Here is a 22,180-nt window from a genome sequence, read left to right as displayed (position 1 = left end):
ACTGCCTGCATTTTCATCAGCTATCGCGACAAACGCATGGCAATGCGACGGCCGGCTTCGCCGGGAGCAGGGTCGCTGGTTTGGAGTTCGCTCAGCCGCTCTTCGCCTTGCGCTGAGCTTCCAGCTCCTCGGTGACGGCGATGACGTCAAGATAATCCTCATGACGCGCCAGCGCATAGCGCGAGACATGGCCATCGGTGAAGGTTTTCCAGACGTCCGGAGCAGCATCCTTCATCGCGTTCATCGCTGCGACGAAATCGTCCTTCAGGCCCTGGGGCAGGTTGGCGCGGGTCGAGAACGGGCTGGCGGGGATCAGGGGCGATGTCCAGAGCACGCGGGTCGAGCCGGCCGGGATCATGCCGCGCTGGGCGAGGCGCTGGGCGACGCCGGACTCGGTATTGACCTGATAGGTCGCGACGACGTCGAACTGCCCGCGCACCAGCGCCAGCACGGAGTTGTCGTGCCCGCCGGAAAAGACGGTGCCGCTGAAATAGGCCTTCGGGTCGATGCCTTGCTTGCGCAGGAAATAAGCGGGGAAAGCGTATCCGGAGGTCGAGTTCGGATCGGCGAAGGCCAGAACCCTGCCCTTGAGATCGGCAAGGTTCTGATAGGCGCTGTCCGCCCGCACCAGCAGCACCGAATAGTAGCCTTCCTGGCCTTGGTTATCGACGTCGCGCAGCAGCGGCTGGAGCTTTTCGCCCAGCACACGGCGCCCGAGCGCGTAGACGGCCGGTCCGAAGCGGGCGAAGTCGACCTGGTCGGCACGCATCGCCTCGACGAGGCCGGCATAGTCCGAAACCCTGAAGAACCGGACGGGCACGCCGAGGCGCTGCGACAGGTAGTCGACCATCGGCTGGGTGCGGGCGATGGCACCGGTTTCGTTCTCGGCGGAAGAGACGCCGAAGCGCACCTCCTTGATGCTCTGTCGCCAGTCCGGTGCCTGCGCGAAAGCGGGGACGGCGCTCGTGGCGGCAAGGCCGGCGAGGACTGAGCGGCGTGTCGGCATGATGCTTCCCAGGATACGACGAATGCGTTGAGCGGTCCTGGATGCATGCGGGGGGCGACGGCTGGATGGCGGGGGGATGACAGTGCCGTGAAACGAAGAAAGGCCCGGCTTGCGCCGGGCCTTCCATGATTGCCTTGGGAGGCTGGATCAGAAGTCCATGCCGCCCCCGAAACCGGGCCTGCCCGGTTTCGGCATTCAGACGCTTTGGGCGTCCGGACTTCCTCAGAAGTCCATGCCGCCCATGCCGCCGCCGCCCATCGGGGGCATCGGCGAGTCCTTCTTCGGCAGCTCGGCGATCATCGCCTCGGTGGTGATCAGCAGGCCCGCGATCGAAGCCGCGTCCTGGATCGCCGTGCGCACGACCTTGGTCGGGTCGATGATGCCGGCCTTGACCAGATCGCCGTACTCGCCGGTCTGGGCGTTGTAGCCCCAGGCGTAGTCCTTCGACTCGAGCAGCTTGCCGATCACGACCGCGCCGTCATCGCCGGCGTTGTCGACGATCTGGCGGGCCGGAGCGGCGATCGCCTTGCGGACGATCTCGACACCGGTCTTCTGGTCGTCGTTCTGGGTCTTGATCGACTTGACCGAGTTCAGAGCGCGCAGCAGGGCGACGCCGCCGCCCGGCAGGATGCCTTCTTCCACCGCGGCGCGGGTGGCGTTCAGGGCATCGTCAACGCGGTCCTTCTTCTCCTTGACCTCGACCTCGGTCGCGCCGCCGACGCGGATCACCGCGACGCCGCCGGCGAGCTTGGCCAGGCGCTCCTGGAGCTTCTCGCGGTCGTAGTCCGAGGTGGTCTCCTCGATCTGGGCCTTGATCTGACCGACGCGGGCCTCGATGTCCTTCTTCTTGCCGGCGCCGTCGATGATCGTGGTGTTCTCCTTCTCGATGCGCACCTTCTTGGCGCGGCCGAGCATGTTGAGCGTCACGGTCTCGAGCTTGATGCCGAGGTCTTCCGAGATCATCTGGCCGGCGGTCAGGATCGAGATGTCCTCGAGCATGGCCTTGCGGCGGTCACCGAAGCCCGGAGCCTTGACGGCCGCGACCTTGAGGCCGCCACGGAGCTTGTTGACGACGAGCGTGGCGAGAGCCTCGCCCTCGACGTCCTCGGCGATGATGAGCAGCGGCTTGCMGGTCTGAACGACGGCCTCGAGGATCGGCAGCATCGCCTGCAGCGAGGAGAGCTTCTTCTCGAAGATCAGGACGTAGGGGTCGTCCAGCTCCGCGATCATCTTCTCGGAGTTGGTGATGAAGTACGGCGAGAGATAGCCACGGTCGAACTGCATGCCCTCGACGACGTCGAGCTCGGTCTCGGCGGTCTTGGCTTCCTCGACGGTGATGACGCCCTCGTTGCCGACCTTCTGCATGGCGGTCGAGATCATCTTGCCGACCGACTCGTCGCCGTTCGCCGAGATCGTGCCGACCTGCGCGACTTCCGCGTTCGAGGTGACCTTCTTCGAGTTCTTCTTGAGGTCGGCGACGATGGCCTCGACGGCCAGGTCGATGCCGCGCTTCAGGTCCATCGGGTTCATGCCGGCCGCAACCGACTTGGCGCCCTCGCGGACGATCGCCTGGGCCAGGACCGTCGCGGTCGTGGTGCCGTCGCCGGCATGGTCGTTCTGACGGGACGCGACTTCGCGAACCATCTGGGCGCCCATGTTCTCGAACTTGTCGGCGAGCTCGATCTCCTTGGCGACGGTGACGCCGTCCTTGGTGATGCGCGGAGCGCCGAACGACTTCTCGATCACGACGTTGCGGCCCTTCGGACCGAGCGTGACCTTCACGGCGTTGGCGAGGATGTCCACGCCGCGCAGCATCTTGTCGCGGGCGTCGGAGGAGAACTTGACGTCTTTGGCAGCCATGAGAGCTACTCCTTGAAATGGAAACGGAAGAGAGCGGTCAGGCGGCTATCAGCCGACGACGCCCATGATGTCGGATTCCTTCATGATCAGGAGATCCTGGCCATCGATCTTGACTTCGGTGCCCGACCACTTGCCGAACAGGACGCGGTCGCCCTTCTTGACATCGAGGGCAACGAGCTTGCCGGCTTCGTCACGCGCGCCGGGACCGACGGCGATGACCTCGCCCTCCTGGGGCTTTTCCTTGGCGGTCTCGGGAATGATGATGCCACCCTTGGTCTTCTCTTCGCCATCCAGGCGGCGGACCACGACGCGGTCATGCAAAGGACGGAACTTCATGGTTCTGTCTTCCTCTCGGTCTTATTCGGTTCGGGCGCCGCTGAATGGCTCCCGGGGGAGGCTGTTAGCAGTCAACGAAGGAGAGTGCTAACAGATGGCGGGGAGATAGGCTCGGGGTCCCGGAGAGTCAAGGAAGCCTGCGACAACAAAGTGAACACCGCCGGGTGCGGCATCGCAGCCTTTCGCCTTTCGGCTGCCGCACGCGCTAGAACACGCTAAGATGGCTGAATGACGACACTCGCGCCCCCGCCCGCGCCCGATCCGCGCCTCGACGACATCGCGCGTTCCTGCGTGGCGCTACATGTCCGGATGACGGCCCGGGCCGTCACCCGTGCCTATGACGAGGCGATGCGGCCGAGCGGCCTCAAGATCACCCAGTTCGTTCTGCTCTCGGCGCTGAGCACCGGGCAATGGAAGTCGATCACGGAGCTGGCCGAGCGTTTCGCGCTGGAGCGAACTTCGCTGACCCGCAATCTCCAGCTTCTCGCTGCTGAGGGCATGGTCGAGCCGGTCGAGTGCCGGGGCCGAGCCGCGGTCTATGCGGTGACGCAGAAGGGCAGGGCTGCGATCGAGGCGGCCATTCCGTACTGGCGGGCAGCGCAGGACAAGATCGAAGGCGGCTTCGGCGAGGAGCGCTGGCGCGAGACCCGCGACGGGCTGAGGGCGCTGCGCCGCGCGGCGCGGGACGTTCTGTGAACCCGGTGTCCAATCAACCCCGTTGACGAGCCAGCTGCCTTCTATCTAACGTGCAGATACACGATTTGAGAGGGCGCCATGGATCGGACATTTGGAGTGGTGTCCCGCGAGGTGCTGGTCGCGGGCGACGGCTTGAGCTTTCTGCGGGGCATCATCGACGGCGCTCACCCGGCTCCGCCTTTCGCCGGGACCATGGATTTCGATCTGGTGGAGGCGGATGAAGGGCGCGTCGTCTTCGTCGGGCGCCCGTCACCCCGCTTCTTCAATCCGCTCGGCACGATCCATGGCGGCTGGACCGCCACGATCCTCGACTCCGCCATGGCCTGCGCCGCCCATTCCACGCTCAAGCCGGGCGAGGGCTACACCACGCTCGAGATGAAGCTGAACTATGTCCGACCGGTCATGCCGGACTCGGGCACGGTGCGCTGCGAAGGCAAGCTGATCCATCGCGGCGGCTCCGTCATCACGACGGAAGGCAATCTGCGCGACGAACGTGGCAAGCTGCTCGCGCACGGCACCGAAACCTGCCTGGTGTTTCCCGCCAAGCCTAGCGCCGGCTGACCGCGCCGGCGCCGGCTACGATCAGCAGCGCACCGAGATAGGTCGTATAGAGCGGCACCTCGCCGAAGAGAAAGAAGCCGAGCAGGCTGGCCCAGATCAGAGCGGTGTACTCGATCGCCGCCAGCCGGGACGCGGCCGCCTTGGCATAGGCCGAGGTGAGCGTGAGATGACCCGCGACGCCAAGCGCTCCCGCGAAGAGATAGATCGCCAGATCCGCCAGCGTCATCGGCACGAAGGCGAGGGCCGCCGGGACGGCTAGGCACAGCGCCGGCCCGACATTCTGGAAGGCGACGATTACGGTGGGATGCTCTCTGACCGCGATGCGTCGCAGCAGGATCAGGTTGAAGGCGTAGCTGACCGCTGAGAACAGTGCGGCGGCGACGCCGAGGCTGGCGCCGCTGACATGCCCCTGCAGCCGCGGCCAAACCATGACCAGCATGCCGGCAAGGCCGAAGGCGAGCGCCTGCAGCACGCGCCGGTCGATCGTCTCCTTCAGCAGCAGGCCGCCGAGAACCGCGACGAAGACCGGCGCCAGGAAGGACAATGTCAGCGCTTCGGCGAGCGGCAGCACGGAGACCGAATAGAAGAAGCTGCCTGCCGTCATCACGACGAGCGGGACGCGCGCGACATTGCCGATGACGCTGTCTCGCGTCGGGCGGGCCGGGCGGGCGAGCGCGAGAACGGCGAGCGCGCAGAGGCCGCCCATCAGGAAGCGCATGAAGAGCGCCACGATGAAGGGGTGGTGCTGCATCTGGCCCTTGATCACCGCATCCATGGCGGTGAGCAGGGCGATGCCGAGCGCGGCGCGCAGAGCAATCGACCGATTCATGCTGTCAGGCCGAGTCCATGGCTGTCCGGGAGGGGCGCCCATGGAGAGCACGGGCTGAACCTCGTCTAAGGCCGATCCCGGAGCGCGCCTAGGGGAGGGGCGCACAGGCCCCCAATGCTGTCATTGCAGGGGTCGATTGCCGAGACATTGCCATGCCGGCCGCTCCCGGCGTGGGACAATCGCATCGGCAGCGGCGCGCCTTGCAGCGCCGGGCTTGCGACCCGCCTGCGAATCGCACGAGGTGCCGCAAAGGCGTCAGGCTCACGACGAGATGACCGAGAGGCGATGACCGTTCTTCTGCCCTTCATTGTCAATGCCGGGCTGAACTTCGTCCTCGGGCTGCTCATCGCCCTGTTCCTGGGGCCCGAGGCGTTCGGGCTCTACGCCATCGGTGCCGCGATCGTCGTGTTGGTCAACACGGCGCTGCTCGACTGGCTGAAGCTCTCGGTCGTCCGCTTCTATTCGGCGCAAAGCCGGGAGCGCGATCCCGGCATCCGCGCGACGCTCGATCTGCTCTTCGCTGGTATTGGCCTTTCCCTTTGCGCGCTCCTGACGGCGGCGCTGCTCGCCGGCATCGATACGGGGCTGCCGATGACGCTGCTCGCGGTGGCCGTCGCCGGCGGCGTCGGCGCCGGCTGGTTCGACTATCACGGGGCGGTCGCCCGCTCGCGCTTCCTCGACGCCGCCTATGCCCGGCTCGTCCTCGTCAGGAGTGGCATTGCCCTCGCGTTGATGGTCGGGGCTGCATGGTGGCTGCGCGATCCGGCCATCGTCCTGCTCGGCGGGCTGGCCAGCACCGTCGTCTCGGTGCTCGCTGTGCGCGGCAGGCTGGCGGATGCGGGGTCGGGCCTTGCCGCCGCGCGCGCCGATCTTGCCCGCAGCTTCGCCCGCTATGCGCTGCCGCTGGTGGCCGGCAACGCCGTCTATTCACTGATCCCGCTGCTCAATCGCGCCATTCTGGCGGACCGCTTCGGCTTCGCGGAGGCCGGCTATTTCTCGCTTGCCTCCGATATCGGCCTCAGGCTCTTTCCGGTGCTCGCCTCGATGCTGGAGATATTGCTGCTGCGCGAGGTCATCCGCCTTGATGAGGCGCGCGGCCGCCCCGCCGCGCAGAAGCGCATCGCGCGCAACATGGTGACGGTGCTCGCCCTCGTGCTGCCCGTCGCGCTGGGCTTCTGGCTGACACTGCCGGCCTTCGAACGCCTCTTCGTGCCGGCGAGCTTCCGAGGTCATTTCGCCAGCTATATGGCCGTGCTGCTGCCCGGATTCGCCGCGATCGCACTGTTCCAGGCGGCGATCTACCCGGTCTTCCTGCTGGCCAGGCGCACCCTCGTCGCCACCTTTGCGGCTCTGGCGGGCCTGGTTGTCAACCTTGCCGTCATCTTCGCGCTGCCAAGGGTAGTCGCGTCGGAAACGATCGCCGTCGCGCAAAGCGCAGCCTTCGTGACGGCCTTTGCGGTGACGGGTGTCGTGGCCTTGCGCATGTTGCCGTCCTGGCCGCCGCTGCGCGATCTCAGTTGTGTCGTCCTCGCCGCCGCCGTCATGGTTCTGGTGGTCTGGCCGCTGCAGGACCGTCTGCCGGCTCCGGCGGAGCTGCCGCTCCAGATCGTCCTCGGCGCTCTGGCTTATGCGGCGGTGATCCTCGCCTGCGATGTCGGCCGCTGGCGCAGCGGCTTGAAGCTGCGTTGGGTCGCTCGCAAAGGGTTAAGGCGCTAGCCCGGCCGGCAACGCTTCCTTCACCCTGTGGCTTGATGCCCCGCTAAGGTTAATTCCGCGAATTGGCTGGGTTTTGGCCTGATCTGCGCGCTGGAGGCCTGCGATTCACCATTCATTTCAAGCCGCTCCGCAGTCTTCCGGCAGTCGCTGTCGAGAGTGTTGCGTTATGCGTCGAACGATTGTCCTTCCGCTGCTGATCGCAGCCGGTACCTTGACCGCGAGCGGAGCCATGGCGCAGGGCTATGGCTATGCCGCGCCCCGCGATCCGATGGCGGCGGCGCATGGCCGCGCGAATTACGGCGGCGGCTTCATCGAGATGCTGATGACGGGCCGCGATCCGTCACCCAATGGCCGCGGCGGCGCCGTCTACAACCGTCCGGGTGGCTATGCCTATGGCCAGACCGTGAGGTCGGCGCCCGGCTACGAAGCCGATCCGTTCGAGGCGGCGCGCCAGCCGCAGGCCGGCCGCCGCATGGCGGCGCTCGGCCAGCCGATCGAGCCGCAGCAGGGCATCCAGCAACTCGTCGATCCGCGCTTCCGCAAGCAGGAGGTCGCCTATGACGGGCCCCACAAGCCGGGCACGATCATCATCGACACCCCGCAGCGCTTCCTGTTCCTGGTGCAGCCGGGTGGCCGTGCCCTGCGTTACGGCATCGGCGTCGGCCGTCCCGGCTTCTCCTGGGCCGGGATGAAGACGATCACCCGCAAGGCGGAATGGCCGAGCTGGACGCCTCCGGCGGAAATGCTCAAGCGCCGGCCGGACCTGCCGCGCTTCATGGCTGGCGGCCCGGAGAACCCGATGGGTGCGCGCGCCATGTATCTCGGCTCGTCGCTCTACCGCATCCACGGCACGAACGAACCGAACACCATCGGCCAGGCGGTTTCCTCGGGCTGCATCCGCATGACCAATGACGATGTCCAGGATCTCTACGAGCGCGTGCGCGTCGGCGCCAAGGTGCTGGTGATCTGAACCGCGCGGAGCAGGCCGCCCGCAAGAAAAAGAGAAACCAGAGATCCGGCAGGACAGACAGCGGTGAATGGTCGGATCGTATCCTGACGCCGACTAGTCCCCGTCGGCGACCCAATGAGACATTCGCGGCTTTGGCCGCCATGAACCCCATCGCCCAATAAAGAAGCCCGCCTTTCCCAGGCGGGCTTCGTCGTTTTGATGGTCGTTTCAGACCCAGCTGTCGTCGTCGCCGGAATCGATGCCGGGATCGTCGTCGTCGTTGCTCGCCTGATCGTATTTGGCCTCGCCGTCATAGCCCTGGCCGTAATCCGAGCGATCCTGCGCCGACTGGTCGGACGAGCCGCGATCATAGGCCGCCTGATCCGCGGTGCCCTGATCATAAGCCGCCTGCTGCGTGTTGGCGCCGGCATTGGCGTTCGTGTCGGCCGCTGCCGCCGGGGTTGCAGCCTTGCTGGCACCGCCTGCGCCGCTGAAGGCGTTGGCAAGGACATTGCCGAGGACGACGCCGCCGGCGACACCCGCCGCCGTGCTCAGTGCGCTAGCCATGAAACCGCCGCCGCGGCCGGGCGCCTGCTGCGGCTGGTTGCTCCACGGGCCGGGCTGCATGGGCGCAGCGGCCTGCGCCGGAGCAGCTTGCATCGTGCCGGCTTGTGTGGGCTGGCCCTGCGGCTGCGTGTTCCAGGCACCCGAAGGGGCGGCTGTATCAGCACGCGGCGTCACGGAGGGCACCGACCCTGTGCGCGGCACGCTGCCGCCGCCGAATATGCCGGACAGGAAACCGCCGGCAGCCGGTTGGGCTGTGGCCTCGCTCGCCCGCTTCTCGGCGTCGCGCAGCTGCGCCTGCAGGCTTTCGACCTGCTGGTTCAGATTCCCGATCGCCTGCTCCTGGACATAGACCGCCTGGGCCATGGCATAGGGCGCATAGGGCTGCTCGCGCAGGCGCTCCGCGATGAAATTCTCAGCCTCGGGGTCGCGGGGCTGGTTGGCCGCCTGCTTGAGGCGGTCGAAAATCCCGGCGATCACGTCGCGTTCTTGCGGCGTCATCGTCATCTCCTCTCGTTACGCGGCATCGTTGCGCCGCGGTGAAGAGGTGGGCCCGGCCTGTGACAGTATCAAGGCCATAGCCGCGGCAAGCTGCCGCGGCGGGTCAGATGCTGCCGCCGAAATCGTCGTCCGGCGGCGGCATCTCGTCGACTTCGGAGCCCGGCTGCAGCGTGCCGCGGTTGAGCACCACGACCGCCGTCCCGGTCGGCACGCGGCTGTAGAGGTCGATGATGTCCTGGTTGAACAGCCGGATGCAGCCCGAGGAGACGGACTTGCCGATCGACCACGGCTCGGAGGTGCCGTGGATGCGGTACATCGTGTCGCGGTTGCCCTGGTAGAGATAGAGCGCGCGCGCACCCAGCGGGTTCTCGAGGCCACCGGCCATGCCGGCAGCCCAGGGGCGGTTCCGCTCCGGCTCGCGGGCGATCATCGCTGGGGTGGGCGTCCAGCGCGGCCACTGCGCCTTGCGGGCGACCGTGGCGCGGCCGCGCCAGGACATGCCTTGCTTGCCGACACCGATGCCGTAGCGGATCGCCTTGCCGTTCTCCTGGACGAGATAGAGGAAGCGGTTGTCGGTATCGACGACGATGGTGCCGGGCTGCTCGCGGGTCGGGTAGGAGACGATGCGGCGCAGGAACTGCGGCTCGACCTCGGTGAGGTCCGTCGCCGGCAGCGGGTGCTGCTCATCCGGCCGCTCGCCATACATCGACAGGTATTCCGGGCTGATCTGCCGCCCATGCGGGGCAACCTCATAGGGTTGCTGGCGCTGGCCCACGCAGGCGGCAAGGAACAACGGCGTCAGCGCAGCGAAGGCGCGGCGTGTCGGACGGGCAAGGGGGGAGGCGGACGGGCGGGCGGGAGACATCGACGGAAAACTCGGAGTTGCGGGCGGAGGTCAACGGTGGGACGGCGCCGCGGTTCCATGCGCCGTTGCAGGCCTCCGTTCAAGGTGCCCGAGATGGCCGTGGGGTGAACACGAGGTGGCCAAATTGTGGCCGTGCAACTCTGTTGCCGATCGGCCACAGCTCGTCGAGCCGGCTAGGCCGCCTCCCGCAGCCCCCATTTGAGCAGTCCCAACCGCTCGCGGGCCCACCAGCGCGAGAGCATCATCACGGCGACGGCCGTCAGGCCAATGGCAAGGCCGATCCAGATGCCGCGTCCGGCGAGCGGGGTCACGAAACCGAGAGCTGCGGAAAGCGGCAGGCCTATGCCCCAGTAGCCGATGCCGGCGAGGATCATCGGCAGGCGCGTGTCGCCAAGCCCGCGCAGGATCGACGAGCCGACGACCTGCGCGCCATCGGCGATCTGGAAGACCGCCGCATAGAACAGGAAGACCATCGTGATCTGGGCGACCGCTTCCGCGCCGGGTTTCGAGCGGTCGAGGAAGGGCGCGATCAGCCAGTGGGGCACGGTTGCCATCAGAAGCGCGGTAAAGCTCATGAAGCTCAGCGCCAGGACAAGCGCCACCGTGCCGGCCCGCCTGATGCCCTCCTTGTCGCCGGATCCGAAGGCGCGGCCGACCCGGACGGTCCCGGCCTGGCCGATGCCGAGCGGCACCATGAAGGCGAGCGAGGCGATCTGGATCGCGATGGCGTGGGCCGCAAGCGCGGTCGCTCCGAGCAGCCCCATCATGAAGGCGGCGCCGTAGAAGATGAGCGATTCGAAGGCGAGCGTCAGAGCGATCGGGAAGCCCATTCGCCAGAAGGCGCGGTAGCGCGGCCAGTCCGGCACCCAGAAGCGGCCGAGCACGTGATAGCGCCGGAAGCGCCGGTCGAGCGAGACGACGAGCGCGAGGCCCAGGAACATCAGGGCCGAGGACAGCGCGGTCGCCATCCCCGAGCCTGGCAGGCCGAGCGCCGGGAAGCCGAGCCGCCCGAACATCAGGCACCAGTTGGCGAAGGCGTTGAAGGTGACGGCGCCGAGCACGACGATGAACGCCCAGCGCGGCCGCTGCAGCGCGGCGACGAAGCCGCGCAGGCACAGATAGAGGAAGAAGGGCAGCAGGCCCCATTGCAGCGTATGGATGTAGGATGCGGCCGCGCTCGACAAGGCGGGGTCCTGGCCCATCGCCGTGAGGATGAACTCGGCCTGCCAGAGGAAGAGCCACATCGGCCCCACCATGGTGGCGGCGGCCCAGAAGCCCTGCCGGACGGTGCGGCGCAGATCGCGCACCGCATGCCTGTTGCGGCCGAGCTCGATCGCGAGCATCGGCGCGACTGCGCCCATCGCGCCGATGCCGAAGATCAGGGCGGCATTGTAGAGGTTGGTGCCAAGCGCGCCGGCCGCCAGCGCCTCCGGGCCGAGATGGCCCATCATGATGACGTCGGTCGCCATCATCGCCGTCTGCGCGACATTGGTCAGCACCATCGGCCAGCTCAGGGCGAGCATGGCGCGCGCCTCGGTGAGCCAGGGATGATGCGGTTTGGCTGTGTCGGCAGTCGTCATGAGGCGCTTTCTCGGGGCGCCGCTTCTACCGCCGATTGAAGCTTTGAAACAGCCACAGCCGCGACTGACGACGCCCGGAGCCGATGCACTGGACGCGGGTCGACAAGTCCCGCCGCGGTCTGCATCTTGCCTTGCGGATTGCCGGAGGGCCTGGACGAATGAGCACCAATCTGAGGATCGACGGCGCGAGGCTGGCCGCGCGCCTGGCAGAGCTCTCGAAGATCGGTGCGACGCCGGAAGGGGGTTGCCGCCGGCTCGCCCTCACCGATGAGGACCGGCAGGGCCGCGACTGGCTGGTCAGCCAGATGGAGGCGCTCGGCCTCGATGTCCGCGTCGATGCGATCGGCAACATCGTCGGCATCCTCAAGGGCCAGCAGGACGGTCCCGCCGTCGTCATGGGCTCGCATATCGACACGGTCGGCACCGGCGGACGCTTCGACGGGGCGCTCGGCGTCGTCGCGGGCGTCGAGGTTCTGGCGGCGCTGCGCGACGCGGGGCTCACCCCCAGGCGCGATATGGCCGTGATCGCCTTCACCAACGAGGAGGGCGCGCGCTTCCACCCGGACATGCTCGGCTCCTATGTCTGGGCCGGCGGCATGAGCGTCGAGGCGGCCCACAGGGAAGTCGATTCCGAGGGCGTCGGCCTTGGCGCCGAGCTGAAGCGCATCGGCTACGAAGGTGCGGAGCGACCGGGATTCCTGCCCGCGCACGCCTATCTCGAGCTCCATATCGAGCAGGGGCCGGTGCTCGAGAGCGAGGGCGGCGGCCTCGGCGCCGTCACTGGCATCCAGGCGATCTGCTGGCTGGAGCTGACCCTCAAGGGCCGCCCGAGCCACGCCGGCACGACGCCAATGGCCTACCGCAAGGACCCGGGCCTTGCCGCCGCGCGCATCAACATCTTCGCCAACGAGCTGACCAAGACGATCCCGCACCAGCTCGCGAATTCCGGCGTCATCCGCGTGCAGCCCGGCAACGTCAATGTCGTACCCGAGACGGTGGTGATGACGCTCGACCTGCGCAACCCGCTCGATGCGCCGCTCGCCCAGGCTGAGGAGGCGGTGCGCCGCTTCTGCGCCGAGCTTGCCGCGCGGGACGACATCGAGATCTCCTTCCGTGACCTCGCGCGCTTCCCGGCGACGCCCTTCGCCGAGGAACTGATCGCCGAGGTCGAGCGCAGCGCCAGCGAGTTCGGGCTGCCGATCCGGCGGATGATCTCGGGCGCCGGCCATGACGCGCAGATGATGGCGCGGCTCTGTCCGACGGCGATGGTGTTCATCCCCTCGATCGGCGGGCTGTCGCACAACCCGGCCGAATTCAGCACCGACGACGACATGGCCGCCGGCGCGAACATCCTGCTCAGCACTGCCTGGCGCGTCGCCAACGCCTGAAAGCGCTTGAACAAATAAGCCCTCATCCCGAGGAGGTTCGAGACGCCGCTGGCGCGGCTCCTCGGGATGAGGGCTCAAATTTTCGATGAGGCTGCAAAAGGACCTTCGATGACGACGATCGCCTCGCTTTCCGCTGCCGAACTCGGGCCGCTCTACGCCAGCAAGGAACTCTCCCCGGTCGATGTCGCGAAGGATGCGCTGGCGCGCATCGAGCGCTTCGAGCCCGAGGTCAATGCCTTCGTCGTCCGCGATCAGGCGATCGCGCTGGCAATGGCGGAGGCCTCGCAGGCGCGTTGGCTGAAGGGCGAGGCGATCGGCCCGCTCGACGGCGTGCCCGTCACCATCAAGGACAATCTCGGCGTCGCCGGCTGGCCGATGAGACGCGGCTCGGCGGTCGCTTCCGATGCGCCCTTCGCGGAGGATTCTCCCGCCACGGCGCGGCTGCGAGAGGCCGGCACGGTGTTCCTCGGCAAGACCACCATGCCGGAATATGGCTGGAAGGGCGTCGGCGACTCCCCGCTCTCCGGTATCACCCGCAACCCCTGGAACACCGGCACGGGGCCGGGTGGCTCCTCTTCCGGTGCGGCGGTCTGCGCCGCGCTCAATCTCGGCTGCATCCATCTCGGCACGGACGGGGCCGGCTCCGTGCGCATTCCCGCCGCCTTCACCGGTGTCGTGGGCTTGAAGCCGAGCTACGGGCGCGTTCCGGCCTGGCCGATCTCGACCATGGGCTTCCTCGCTCATCTCGGCCCGCTGACCCGCACCGTCACCGACACGGCGCTGGCGATGAAGGTGATCGGCCAGCCCGACGCGCGCGACATGACGGCGCTCACGGATCGTCCGCCTGACTATGTCGATGGGCTGAAGGGCGGGGTCCGGGGTCTGCGCGTGGCCTGGTCGCCGCGCCTTGGGCAAGACGTTGCCGTCGACCCGGAAATCGCTGCGCTGACTGCTGCCGCGGCGCAGGTCTTCGCCGAGCTCGGCGCGACGGTCGAGGAGGTCGACCCCGGCTTCGCCGATCCGATCGAGACCCTGATGACGATCTGGGCGTCCGGGGCGGCGCTGGCGTTGCGTAGTGTCGATGCGGCCGCGCGTTCCCGAATGGACCCCGGCCTGGTCGCGGTCGCCGAGCTGGGGGAGCGCATCCCGGCCTCAACCTATGTCGATGCGCTGCTGAACCAGCGCAATGCGCTGGCCTATCGCATGGCGCAGTTCCATGCGCGTTACGACCTGCTGCTGACGCCGACGCTGCCTCTGCCGGCCTTCGCGGTGGGGCGCAATACCCCGGAGCATGGCGCCTATGGCGAGGACTGGACGCGCTGGACGCCCTTCACCTACCCCTTCAACATCACTGAGCAGCCGGCCGTGTCGGTGCCCTGCGGCCTGACTGCGGCGGGGCTGCCGGCGGGGCTCCAGATCGTCGGAGCGTTCGGCAAGGACGCGCTCGTTCTGCGGGCCGCCGCCGCCTTTGAGCTGGCCAGGCCGTTCGCGCGCGTCGATGCGCCGCGCGTGTAGAGGTCGTCGGCCGTCAGCGCGCCGGTTCGACCAGCCTGAGCAGGTTGCGGCTCGCCACCCGTTCCCGGGTGGCGGGGGGCAACTGTTGCAGGAAAGACTGAACGCTCGCGAACTTCATCGCGTCGCTGCCCAGTGAGCGTTGGCTGGCATCGGTGCCGATCAGGAAGCGTTCGGGCTTCGCCTCGATGAGTTCGAGCCATTCAGGCCAGACGGCCTTGCCATCGCGCAGGATCGTGTAGTCCGGTGCGCGCGGGTGCCGGGGCCAGGTCCGGGCGCTGAGCTCGTAATGGAGATTGGGGTGGCGCTCGAGCATGCGGCGAGCCAGGAAGACCGGTGTATAGCCCCCATGCGCCCAAATGACGGGTACGTCCGGATAGGCCTCTAGCAGGAGCGAGAGCTCCCTTATCCGGGTGATCTCGACATGGACCATGACGGGCAGGCCATATTTGCGGGCCAGCTCGAGAACGCCGCGCATGATCGCGCCCGTCGGATCGTAATCGGCCTCGGGGAACCCGGGCGAGGGAAAATGAGCGGCGGAGATCTCGCCGATTCCCTTGAACCGCCCTGTCGATAGGAGCTGATCCAGGGCCGCCAGCACAGCCGGATCCTGCCCGTCCCAGCTTTTCCGGTACGCCCTGCGCTCGGGCGAAATCGAGGCAAAGGGGATGAAGCGATCCGGATTCCGCTGTGCTGCCGCCGCGATCGTCTCGTTGTCGCTATCCCGGCCCCAAAAGACGACTGCGCGCGTCGCCCCGAAACGCTCCATCAGTGCGAGCTGCATCGCCTCGTCGTTCAGATGCACATGGGCATCGATGAACGGCACGGCCTCGGCGGCCGCTCCGGGCGGGTCGACAGTCTCCGCGGGAGCCCGCGAACCGCCGCTCAGCGGCCCGGTCTGCGCGAGGACAGCGGAAAGCTGGACGAGCAGGCAGAGTGTCGAGACCAGGGCGGCGAGCGGCGAGCAACGCATGGCTTCATCGCGATCATTGGCGCTGCGGTGATGTGAACGCTTGAGCCGCTGGAGATCAAGCCGCGCTGTGGTCGAATGATCCGGCGACGCGGCCCTTCAGCACAACGAAGTCCTTGGCGAGGCGACACCGAAGATTCGGCACGGTACAGATCTGATAACACGTTTAAATCGATTTTATCGCCGTAGTCGCAATTATCTGGCGTCTTGTGAGCGGATGCAGCTGTTCTCTGCCGATCGCGTTGCGCGAGGCGGCCTTCGTCGTCGTTTGGCACGGACCCTGCACGCAGGCCATTTGCCTCGATTGGCCGCTGCCGCGTGTTGTCAGGCAGGATTTTTCTGCCCAAACTCGCGGCAAGGCAGCCCGATCAGAGGCGCCGCTTCAGGGGAGAGGATTGATGGATCGCAGGACATTTCTGAAATCCGCGACGGGCGCCGGCGTGGCAGCGGCGACAGGCGGGCTGGCGATGCCGGCCCTGGCGCAGGGGGCGAGCAAGACGCTGCGCTTCGTGCCGCAGGCCAATCTCGCGAATTTCGACCCGATATGGGGAACGCAATACGTCGTCCGCAACGCCGCCGCGCTGGTCTGGGACACGCTCTACGGCATCGATTCCAAGTTCCAGCCCCAGCGCCAGATGGTCGAGGCCGAGGAGGTCTCCTCCGACGGCCTGACCTGGACCTTCAAGCTGCGGTCCGGCCTCAAGTTCCATGACGGCACGCCGGTGACGTCGAAGGACGTGGTCGCGAGCCTGGTGCGCTGGTCGGCGCGCGATCCGATGGGCCTGATGATCCGCGCCATCCAGGTGGAGCTTGCGCCAGTCGACGAGCTGACCTGGAAATGGTCGCTGAAGCAGCCCTTCCCGAAGATGCTGCTGGCGCTCGCCAAGAACAACGCGCCGTGTTCGTTCGTGATGCCGGAGCGGATCGCCAAGACCGATCCGTTCACCCAGATCACCGAATATATCGGCTCGGGGCCGATGAAGTTCCTGCGCAGCGACTGGGTTCCCGGCGCCAAGGCGGTGTTCGAGAAGTTCGCTGACTACAAGCCGCGCTCCGAGAAGGCGGACTGGCTCGCCGGCGGCAAGAACATCCTCGTCGACCGGGTCGAGTGGGTGATCATGCCCGATGCGGCGACGGCCGCTGCCGCGCTCCAGAACGGCGAGGTCGACTGGTGGGAGACCCCGCTCGCCGACCTCGTGCCGGTGCTCAAGGGACATAAGGACATCAACGTCGATATCGGCGATCCGCTCGGCAATATCGGCGCCTTCCGCATGAACCACCTCTTCCCGCCCTTCAACAATGTGAAGGTGCGCCAGGCGGTGCTGACGGCGCTGAATCAGGAAGACTACATGCGCGCGGTCGTCGGCGACGACGACAAGCTCTGGAAGCCGTTGCCGGGCTTCTTCACGCCCGGGACGCCGCTCTACACGGAAGAGGGCGGCGACATCCTGAAGAAGCGCAATGTCGCCGAGGCCAAGAAGCTGCTGGCCGAGTCCGGCTACAAGGGCGAGCCGGTGGTCTGCATCGTCGCGCAGGACATGGCTGCCACCAAGTCGATGGGAGATGTCACGGCCGAGCTGCTCAAGAGCATCGGCATGAACGTCGATTTCGTCGCTACCGACTGGGGCACGGTCGGTTCGCGCCGCGCCCAGAAGACACCGCCGGGGCAGGGCGGCTGGAGCATGTTCCACACCTGGCATGCCGGCGCCGACTGCATCAATCCCGCCGCCTATACGGCGATCCGCGCCAATGGCGAGAAGGCCTGGTTCGGCTGGCCCGACGTCCCCGCGGTCGAGACCGAGGTCACCAACTGGTTCAACGCCAAGGACCTGGCCGGCGAAAAGGCGGCGATGGCCAAGCTCAACAAGGCGGCGGTCGAGAACGTCGTCTATGCGCCGACGGGCTTCTATCTCGGCTATCAGGCCTGGCGGAAGAACGTCTCGGGCGTCGTCAGCGGCCCGCTGCCGTTCTTCTGGGACGTCGCCAAGGCCTGACCTCTCTTCGCGGGGCGGCATAGCCGCTCCGCCCCTCGGGGCCGGCCGGGCTCCGACACTTCGCCTCGCCCCGACCCGGGAGAAGACCGGGCCGCGGTTCCCAGGTTCGACGTGAACGAGGTTCCACGGCTTTATGTTTGCTTTCGTCGTCAGACGCATCATTACGACCATCCCCGTGATGGCCTTCGTGGCGTTGTTCGTCTTTTCGTTGCTCTATATCGCGCCGGGCGATCCGGCGGCCATCATCGCCGGTGACCAGGCTTCCCCTGCCGATGTCGAGCGCATCCGCGCCAGCCTGGGGTTGGATCGCCCCTATCTGATCCGCTTCGCTGAATGGTCCTTCCGCGTGCTGCAGGGCGACCTAGGCACCTCGATCTTCACCAACCTGCCGGTGACGCAGCTCATTTCCCAGCGCATCGAGCCCACCGTCTCGCTGATGGTGCTGACCCTGATCTTCGCCGTCGTCATCGCCGTTCCGATGGGCGTCATCGCCGCCTGGAAGGCCGGGAGCTGGATCGACAAGGCCGCGATGGGTTTCGCCGTACTCGGTTTCTCCGTGCCGGTCTTCGTCGTCGGCTATCTGCTCGCCTACTTCTTCGCGCTGAAGCTCGATTGGCTGCCTGTGCAGGGCTATACGCCGATCTCGCAGGGCTTATGGCCCTGGCTCAGGAACCTCATCCTGCCGGCGGTGACGCTCGGGCTCGTCTACATCGCGCTCATCGCCCGCATCACCCGCGCGACCATGCTCGAGGTGCTGCAGCAGGACTATGTCCGCACGGCCCAGGCCAAGGGCGTGTCGCAGAAGGACGTGCTCTTCCTGCACTCCCTCAAGAATGCGGCGGTGCCGATCGTCACCATCATCGGCATCGGCATCGCGCTGCTGATCGGCGGTGCCGTGGTGACCGAGAGCGTCTTCGCCATTCCCGGCCTCGGCCGGCTCACCGTCGACGCCATCCTGCGGCGTGACTACCCGGTCATCCAGGGCGTCGTGCTGATGTTCAGCCTGGTCTACGTGCTCGTGAACCTGCTGATCGACCTGACCTATACCCTCGTCGACCCGAGGATCCGCTATTGACCGCTCAATCCTCCGTCCCGGCCCCGGCCGTCGCCGCTGCCGCCGAGCCGGTCAAGGCCACGCTCAGCCGCTCGGCCCGCTTCCGTCGCTATCTGCGCCGGCACCCTTCCGTCGCGATCGGCGGCGGCCTGCTCGTCCTGATGGCACTCATCGGCATCTTCGCGCCGCTGCTCGGCACGGTCGATCCGACCGCGATCTCGCCGTCGCGGCGCACGCGCGTGCCCTCCGAGCTCTACTGGTTCGGCACCGACATGCTCGGCCGCGACATCTATTCGCGCGTGATCTATGGCGCGCGCGTCTCGCTGCTCGTCGGCTTCAGCGTGGCGATCCTGTCGTCGGTCGTCGGGCTCACCATCGGTCTCTTCGCCGGCTTCGTGCGCTGGACCGACGGCATCATCATGCGGGTCATCGATGGCATGATGTCGATTCCGCCGATCCTGCTCGCCATCGCGCTGATGGCGCTGACCCGGGGCTCCGTCGGTAACGTCATCATCGCCATTACCATCGCCGAGATCCCGCGTGTGGCGCGGCTGGTGCGCGGCGTGGTGCTGTCGCTGCGCGAGCAGCCCTATGTCGAGGCGGCAGTGGCCAACGGCGCTCGCGTGCCACGCATCATCATCAGGCACATCCTGCCGAACACCTTCGCGCCGATGAGCGTCCAGGCGACGTACATCTGCGCCAGCGCCATGATCGTCGAGGCGATCCTGTCCTTCATCGGCGCCGGCGTGCCGCCGGCGACGCCGTCCTGGGGCAATATCATGGCCGAGGGCAGGGCGCTCTGGCAGGTCAGGCCGCACATCATCCTGTTCCCGGCGGTCTTCCTCTCGCTCACCGTGCTGGCCGTGAACATGCTCGGCGACGGCCTGCGCGACTCGCTCGATCCGCGCCTCGCGAAGTCCATCTGAGGACCAGCCCCGCAACTGGCACAACCCTCGCCCTGCATTGCCGGCGCTTGACGCGCCGGCTCGGTGCTTTGAAGCCTTAGCCGCAGGGTGATCTTCATCCGGAGCCTATGACGTGACCCGAATCCTGACTGTCGCCGCCGCCCAGCTCGGCCCCATCCAGCGCGATGAAAGCCGGGCCTCGGCCGTTGCCCGCATGGTGGAGCTGATGCGGCAGGCCAAGGGGCACGGTGCCGATCTGGTCGTGTATCCCGAAGCAGCGCTCACTGCCTTCTTCCCGCATTGGTGGATCGACGACGAAGCCGAAATCGACAGCGGGTTCGAAAGCGCGATGCCCTCGAACGAGACCGCGCCGCTGTTCGAGGAAAGCAAGCGGCTCGGCATCGGCTTCCACCTCGGCTATTGCGAGCTTGCCTTCGAGGAAGGCCGCAAGCGCCGGTTCAACACCGCCATTCTGGTCGATAAGTCCGGCACGATCGTCGGGAAGTACCGCAAGATCCATCTGCCGGGCCATCCCGAGCACCGCCCGGCAGCGCCGTTCCAGAACCTCGAGAAGCGCTATTTCGAGACCGGAAATCTCGGCTGGCCGGTCTGGCGGGCGATGGACGCGAATATCGGCATGATGATCTGCAACGACAGGCGCTGGCCCGAGAGCTACCGCTCCATGGGCCTGCAGGACGTCGAGCTGATCGTGCTCGGCTACAATACGCCCAAGCACAACCCGCCAGCGCCGGACCATGACCGGCTCGGCAATTTCCACAATCAGCTCGTGATGCAGGCCGGCGCCTACCAGAACGCCAGCTGGGTCGTCGGCGTCGCCAAGGCGGGGCTGGAGGCCGGCGTCGACCAGATCGGCGGTTCCTGCATCATCGCTCCGACCGGCGAGGTCGTCGCGCAGGCCGTGACCGAGGGCGACGAACTGGTCGTCGCCCGTTGCGACATGGACCTCGGAAAGAGCTATAAGGCCTCGACCTTCAACTTCGCTAGGCATCGCGAGCCCCAGGCCTATGGCCTGATCGTCGAGCGCAAGGGCGCCGTCTCCCCGGTTTGATCACCTCAGAGGACTAAAATGACTCACGATCTCATCCTGAAGGGCGGCCGCGTCATCGACCCGTCGCAGAAGCACGACGGCGTGCTCGACGTGGCCTTCACGGACGGAAAGGTGTCCGGCTTCGGCAAGGACCTGAAGGGCGCCAAGGAGATCCGCGACGTCTCCGGCTACATCGTCTCCCCCGGCCTGATCGACCTGCACACCCATGTCTACTGGGGCGGCACCTCGCTCGGCATCGACGCCGACGAGTTCTGCCGCGTATCCGGCGTCACCACCTCGGTCGACACCGGCTCGGCCGGCCCCGGCAACTGGGCGGGCTTCCGCAAGCACGTCATCGAGCCGAGCCAGGCGCGCATCCTCGCCTATCTCCACGTCTCGCACGCCGGCATCTACGGCTTCGACCACCGCGTCATGGTCGGCGAAAGCGGCGATCTGCGTCTGATGAATCCGATCGACTGCGCCGAGGTCGCCGACAAGAACCGTGATTACATCGTCGGCATCAAGGTCCGCGTCGGTCTGCATGCTTCGGGCGACCAGGGCACCGTGCCCCTCAACATCGCGCTGCAGGTCGCCAACGAGGTCGGCATGCCGCTGATGTGCCATATCGACCATCCGCCGCCGTCCTATGAGGAAGTCATCGGCATGCTCCGGCCGGGCGACGTGCTGACCCACGCTTTCCGTCCGTTCCCGAACGCCCCCTCGACCGCGCAGGGCACGGTGAAGCCCGAGGTGCTCGCCGCACGCAAGCGCGGCGTCATCTTCGACATCGGCCACGGCAAGGGCTCTTTCTCCTTCAAGACCACGCGCGCCATGCTGGCCAACGGCTTCGAGCCGGATGTGATCTCGTCGGACGTGCACAAGCTCTGCATCGACGGCCCTGCCTATGACCAGGTCACCACCATGTCGAAGTTCCTCTGCATGGGCATGAGCCTGAACAACGTCATCGCCGCCTCGACTGTGAATGCCGCCATGGCGCTGAAGCGGACCGAGTACGGCTCGCTTAAGGTCGGCTCGCTCGGCGATGCGACGATCCTGACCGTCAAGGAAGGCAAGTTCGACTATGAGGACGTCGTCGGCGAACACCTGACCGGCGACCGCAAGATCGTTTCCGAGGGTGTCGTCCTCAAGGGCAAGTGGTGGCATCCGAAGCGGACGAGCAAGTTCCCGAAGGTCGCGGCTTAATTGCCACGCGGGACACGCGGCGTCATTCTCGGGCGAAGCGAAGCGCAGACCCGAGAATCTCGGGACGTCGACGCGCAGGAGCCTCCCTCGGCAGGAGATGCTCGGGTCAAGCCCGAGCATGACGTGCGAGAAGGGGGCTGGCGCCGCATGGCGCCGGTCGATCTTCCGGCCGTGATGCGGATCGCGGCCGTGGTGCATCCGAGCTATCCCGAGGACGAGGCGGTCTTTGCGGAACGGCTGCGCCTAGCTTCCGAGGGCTGCCATGTGCTGGCCAGCGAAGACGGCGCCCTGCTCGGTTACCTCGTCAGCCATCCCTGGCCGGTCGGCACCGTGCCGGCGCTGAATTCATTGCTCGGCGCCATCCCGCCCGGCACACGGAACTGGTATATCCACGACCTCGCGCTTCTGCCGGCCGGCAGGGGCGGCGGCGCTGCGGGGCGGATCGTTGCCGCGATCGCGGAGCGGGCGATGCGAGCCGGCTTCGCCAGCCTCGCTTTGGTCGCCGTGAACGACTCGACCGGCTTTTGGCGGCGCCAGGGCTTTCGCGAGATGCATGACCCCGCCCTTGCCCGCAAGCTCGCGAGCTATGACGATGCGGCCCGCTACATGCGCCGCGATTTGCAGAATTGACAGGAGACGCCGG

Annotated in this window: 20 protein-coding genes; 12 read left to right on the top strand and 8 right to left on the bottom strand. The window is 67.0% G+C overall.

Annotated features, from left to right (window positions below; all coding sequences use genetic code 11):
- Positions 1-91: 91 nt before the first annotated feature.
- The 3 genes from phnD to groES all read right to left on the bottom strand — a co-directional run bounded on the left by phnD (position 92) and on the right by groES (position 3,202).
- Entirely contained in the window at positions 92-1,006 is a 915-nt protein-coding gene (phnD, locus tag AC1DIN_RS05900) for a phosphate/phosphite/phosphonate ABC transporter substrate-binding protein (protein WP_476809033.1), read from the bottom strand.
- Positions 1,007-1,228: 222 nt separating this feature from the next.
- Complete coding sequence (gene groL / locus AC1DIN_RS05895) at positions 1,229-2,866, bottom strand: chaperonin GroEL (protein ID WP_476809032.1); 1,638 nt, start codon at positions 2,864-2,866, stop codon at positions 1,229-1,231.
- 48 nt (positions 2,867-2,914) lie between these two features.
- Positions 2,915-3,202, bottom strand: coding sequence for a co-chaperone GroES (groES, locus tag AC1DIN_RS05890; protein WP_112578552.1), 288 nt, complete (start codon positions 3,200-3,202; stop codon positions 2,915-2,917).
- 228 nt (positions 3,203-3,430) lie between these two features.
- Here groES and AC1DIN_RS05885 point away from each other — a divergent pair, with 228 nt between their 5' ends.
- Both AC1DIN_RS05885 and AC1DIN_RS05880 read left to right on the top strand, forming a co-directional pair.
- Positions 3,431-3,898, top strand: coding sequence for a MarR family winged helix-turn-helix transcriptional regulator (locus tag AC1DIN_RS05885; protein ID WP_476809031.1), 468 nt, complete (start codon positions 3,431-3,433; stop codon positions 3,896-3,898).
- A gap of 78 nt (positions 3,899-3,976) precedes the next feature.
- A complete protein-coding gene (locus AC1DIN_RS05880) occupies positions 3,977-4,459 on the top strand; it encodes a PaaI family thioesterase (protein ID WP_441468703.1) in 483 nt (160 codons plus the stop codon).
- On the opposite strand, the gene AC1DIN_RS05875 is transcribed toward AC1DIN_RS05880, so the two are convergent.
- Complete coding sequence (locus tag AC1DIN_RS05875) at positions 4,446-5,288, bottom strand: DMT family transporter (protein ID WP_476809030.1); 843 nt, start codon at positions 5,286-5,288, stop codon at positions 4,446-4,448. The two genes, AC1DIN_RS05880 and AC1DIN_RS05875, sit on opposite strands and share 14 nt — an antisense overlap.
- 285 nt (positions 5,289-5,573) lie before the next feature.
- Between AC1DIN_RS05875 and AC1DIN_RS05870 the strand changes: the two genes are divergently transcribed.
- Together AC1DIN_RS05870 and AC1DIN_RS05865 are read left to right on the top strand one after the other, a co-directional pair.
- A complete protein-coding gene (locus AC1DIN_RS05870; protein WP_476809029.1) occupies positions 5,574-7,004 on the top strand; it encodes a lipopolysaccharide biosynthesis protein in 1,431 nt (476 codons plus the stop codon).
- 166 nt (positions 7,005-7,170) lie between these two features.
- Positions 7,171-7,974, top strand: coding sequence for a L,D-transpeptidase (locus AC1DIN_RS05865; RefSeq protein WP_476809028.1), 804 nt, complete (start codon positions 7,171-7,173; stop codon positions 7,972-7,974).
- A gap of 207 nt (positions 7,975-8,181) precedes the next feature.
- Here AC1DIN_RS05865 and AC1DIN_RS05860 read toward each other — a convergent pair whose 3' ends face one another.
- The 3 genes from AC1DIN_RS05860 to AC1DIN_RS05850 form a co-directional block, all read right to left on the bottom strand.
- Positions 8,182-9,018, bottom strand: coding sequence for a DUF2076 domain-containing protein (locus AC1DIN_RS05860; RefSeq protein WP_476809027.1), 837 nt, complete (start codon positions 9,016-9,018; stop codon positions 8,182-8,184).
- A gap of 103 nt (positions 9,019-9,121) precedes the next feature.
- Positions 9,122-9,883, bottom strand: a complete 762-nt coding sequence (locus AC1DIN_RS05855) for a L,D-transpeptidase (RefSeq protein ID WP_476764939.1) — start codon at positions 9,881-9,883, stop codon at positions 9,122-9,124.
- A 173-nt stretch (positions 9,884-10,056) separates the two neighbouring features.
- The gene (locus tag AC1DIN_RS05850) at positions 10,057-11,463 is read right to left on the bottom strand and encodes an MATE family efflux transporter (protein ID WP_476809026.1); all 1,407 of its coding nucleotides are present in this window, start codon (positions 11,461-11,463) and stop codon (positions 10,057-10,059) included.
- 158 nt (positions 11,464-11,621) lie between these two features.
- Between AC1DIN_RS05850 and AC1DIN_RS05845 the strand changes: the two genes are divergently transcribed.
- Together AC1DIN_RS05845 and AC1DIN_RS05840 are read left to right on the top strand one after the other, a co-directional pair.
- Entirely contained in the window at positions 11,622-12,851 is a 1,230-nt protein-coding gene (locus AC1DIN_RS05845; protein WP_476809025.1) for a M20 family metallo-hydrolase, read from the top strand.
- A gap of 108 nt (positions 12,852-12,959) precedes the next feature.
- Entirely contained in the window at positions 12,960-14,366 is a 1,407-nt protein-coding gene (locus AC1DIN_RS05840) for an amidase (protein WP_476809024.1), read from the top strand.
- A gap of 13 nt (positions 14,367-14,379) precedes the next feature.
- On the opposite strand, the gene AC1DIN_RS05835 is transcribed toward AC1DIN_RS05840, so the two are convergent.
- The gene (locus AC1DIN_RS05835) at positions 14,380-15,336 is read right to left on the bottom strand and encodes an amidohydrolase family protein (protein WP_476809023.1); all 957 of its coding nucleotides are present in this window, start codon (positions 15,334-15,336) and stop codon (positions 14,380-14,382) included.
- Between the two features lie 395 nt (positions 15,337-15,731).
- On the opposite strand from AC1DIN_RS05835, the gene AC1DIN_RS05830 reads away from it, so the two are divergent.
- The 6 genes from AC1DIN_RS05830 to AC1DIN_RS05805 all read left to right on the top strand — a co-directional run bounded on the left by AC1DIN_RS05830 (position 15,732) and on the right by AC1DIN_RS05805 (position 22,167).
- Entirely contained in the window at positions 15,732-17,327 is a 1,596-nt protein-coding gene (locus tag AC1DIN_RS05830) for an ABC transporter substrate-binding protein (RefSeq protein WP_476764943.1), read from the top strand.
- A 133-nt stretch (positions 17,328-17,460) separates the two neighbouring features.
- Positions 17,461-18,402, top strand: coding sequence for an ABC transporter permease (locus AC1DIN_RS05825; protein ID WP_441468692.1), 942 nt, complete (start codon positions 17,461-17,463; stop codon positions 18,400-18,402).
- Positions 18,399-19,307, top strand: coding sequence for an ABC transporter permease (locus AC1DIN_RS05820; protein ID WP_476809022.1), 909 nt, complete (start codon positions 18,399-18,401; stop codon positions 19,305-19,307). Before AC1DIN_RS05825 ends, AC1DIN_RS05820 begins: the two co-directional genes overlap by 4 nt.
- A gap of 112 nt (positions 19,308-19,419) precedes the next feature.
- The gene (locus AC1DIN_RS05815) at positions 19,420-20,355 is read left to right on the top strand and encodes an N-carbamoyl-D-amino-acid hydrolase (RefSeq protein ID WP_476809021.1); all 936 of its coding nucleotides are present in this window, start codon (positions 19,420-19,422) and stop codon (positions 20,353-20,355) included.
- An 18-nt stretch (positions 20,356-20,373) separates the two neighbouring features.
- Positions 20,374-21,537, top strand: a complete 1,164-nt coding sequence (locus tag AC1DIN_RS05810; RefSeq protein ID WP_441468689.1) for an amidohydrolase/deacetylase family metallohydrolase — start codon at positions 20,374-20,376, stop codon at positions 21,535-21,537.
- 147 nt (positions 21,538-21,684) lie between these two features.
- On the top strand, positions 21,685-22,167 hold the full coding sequence (locus tag AC1DIN_RS05805) for a GNAT family N-acetyltransferase (protein ID WP_476809020.1): 483 nt from the start codon (positions 21,685-21,687) through the stop codon (positions 22,165-22,167).
- Positions 22,168-22,180 lie beyond the last annotated feature (13 nt).

The organism is Allobosea sp. 05T438 (assembly GCF_056396025.1).
This window is presented reverse-complemented; position numbering and strand designations above follow the sequence as displayed.

Excerpts from the sequence above, each read along its gene's own strand:
- AC1DIN_RS05810 (WP_441468689.1), top strand. The coding sequence starts at position 20,374 with ATGACTCACGATCTCATCCTGAAGGGCGGCCGCGTCATCGACCCGTCG.
- AC1DIN_RS05830 (WP_476764943.1), top strand. The coding sequence starts at position 15,732 with ATGGATCGCAGGACATTTCTGAAATCCGCGACGGGCGCCGGCGTGGCA.
- AC1DIN_RS05870 (WP_476809029.1), top strand. The coding sequence starts at position 5,574 with ATGACCGTTCTTCTGCCCTTCATTGTCAATGCCGGGCTGAACTTCGTC.
- AC1DIN_RS05805 (WP_476809020.1), top strand. The coding sequence starts at position 21,685 with ATGGCGCCGGTCGATCTTCCGGCCGTGATGCGGATCGCGGCCGTGGTG.
- AC1DIN_RS05825 (WP_441468692.1), top strand. The coding sequence starts at position 17,461 with ATGTTTGCTTTCGTCGTCAGACGCATCATTACGACCATCCCCGTGATG.
- phnD (WP_476809033.1), bottom strand. The coding sequence starts at position 1,006 with ATGCCGACACGCCGCTCAGTCCTCGCCGGCCTTGCCGCCACGAGCGCC.
- AC1DIN_RS05845 (WP_476809025.1), top strand. The coding sequence starts at position 11,622 with ATGAGCACCAATCTGAGGATCGACGGCGCGAGGCTGGCCGCGCGCCTG.
- AC1DIN_RS05875 (WP_476809030.1), bottom strand. The coding sequence starts at position 5,288 with ATGAATCGGTCGATTGCTCTGCGCGCCGCGCTCGGCATCGCCCTGCTC.
- AC1DIN_RS05880 (WP_441468703.1), top strand. The coding sequence starts at position 3,977 with ATGGATCGGACATTTGGAGTGGTGTCCCGCGAGGTGCTGGTCGCGGGC.
- AC1DIN_RS05850 (WP_476809026.1), bottom strand. The coding sequence starts at position 11,463 with ATGACGACTGCCGACACAGCCAAACCGCATCATCCCTGGCTCACCGAG.
- AC1DIN_RS05885 (WP_476809031.1), top strand. The coding sequence starts at position 3,431 with ATGACGACACTCGCGCCCCCGCCCGCGCCCGATCCGCGCCTCGACGAC.
- AC1DIN_RS05835 (WP_476809023.1), bottom strand. The coding sequence starts at position 15,336 with ATGCGTTGCTCGCCGCTCGCCGCCCTGGTCTCGACACTCTGCCTGCTC.
- groES (WP_112578552.1), bottom strand. The coding sequence starts at position 3,202 with ATGAAGTTCCGTCCTTTGCATGACCGCGTCGTGGTCCGCCGCCTGGAT.
- AC1DIN_RS05860 (WP_476809027.1), bottom strand. The coding sequence starts at position 9,018 with ATGACGCCGCAAGAACGCGACGTGATCGCCGGGATTTTCGACCGCCTC.
- AC1DIN_RS05865 (WP_476809028.1), top strand. The coding sequence starts at position 7,171 with ATGCGTCGAACGATTGTCCTTCCGCTGCTGATCGCAGCCGGTACCTTG.
- AC1DIN_RS05855 (WP_476764939.1), bottom strand. The coding sequence starts at position 9,883 with ATGTCTCCCGCCCGCCCGTCCGCCTCCCCCCTTGCCCGTCCGACACGC.
- AC1DIN_RS05840 (WP_476809024.1), top strand. The coding sequence starts at position 12,960 with ATGACGACGATCGCCTCGCTTTCCGCTGCCGAACTCGGGCCGCTCTAC.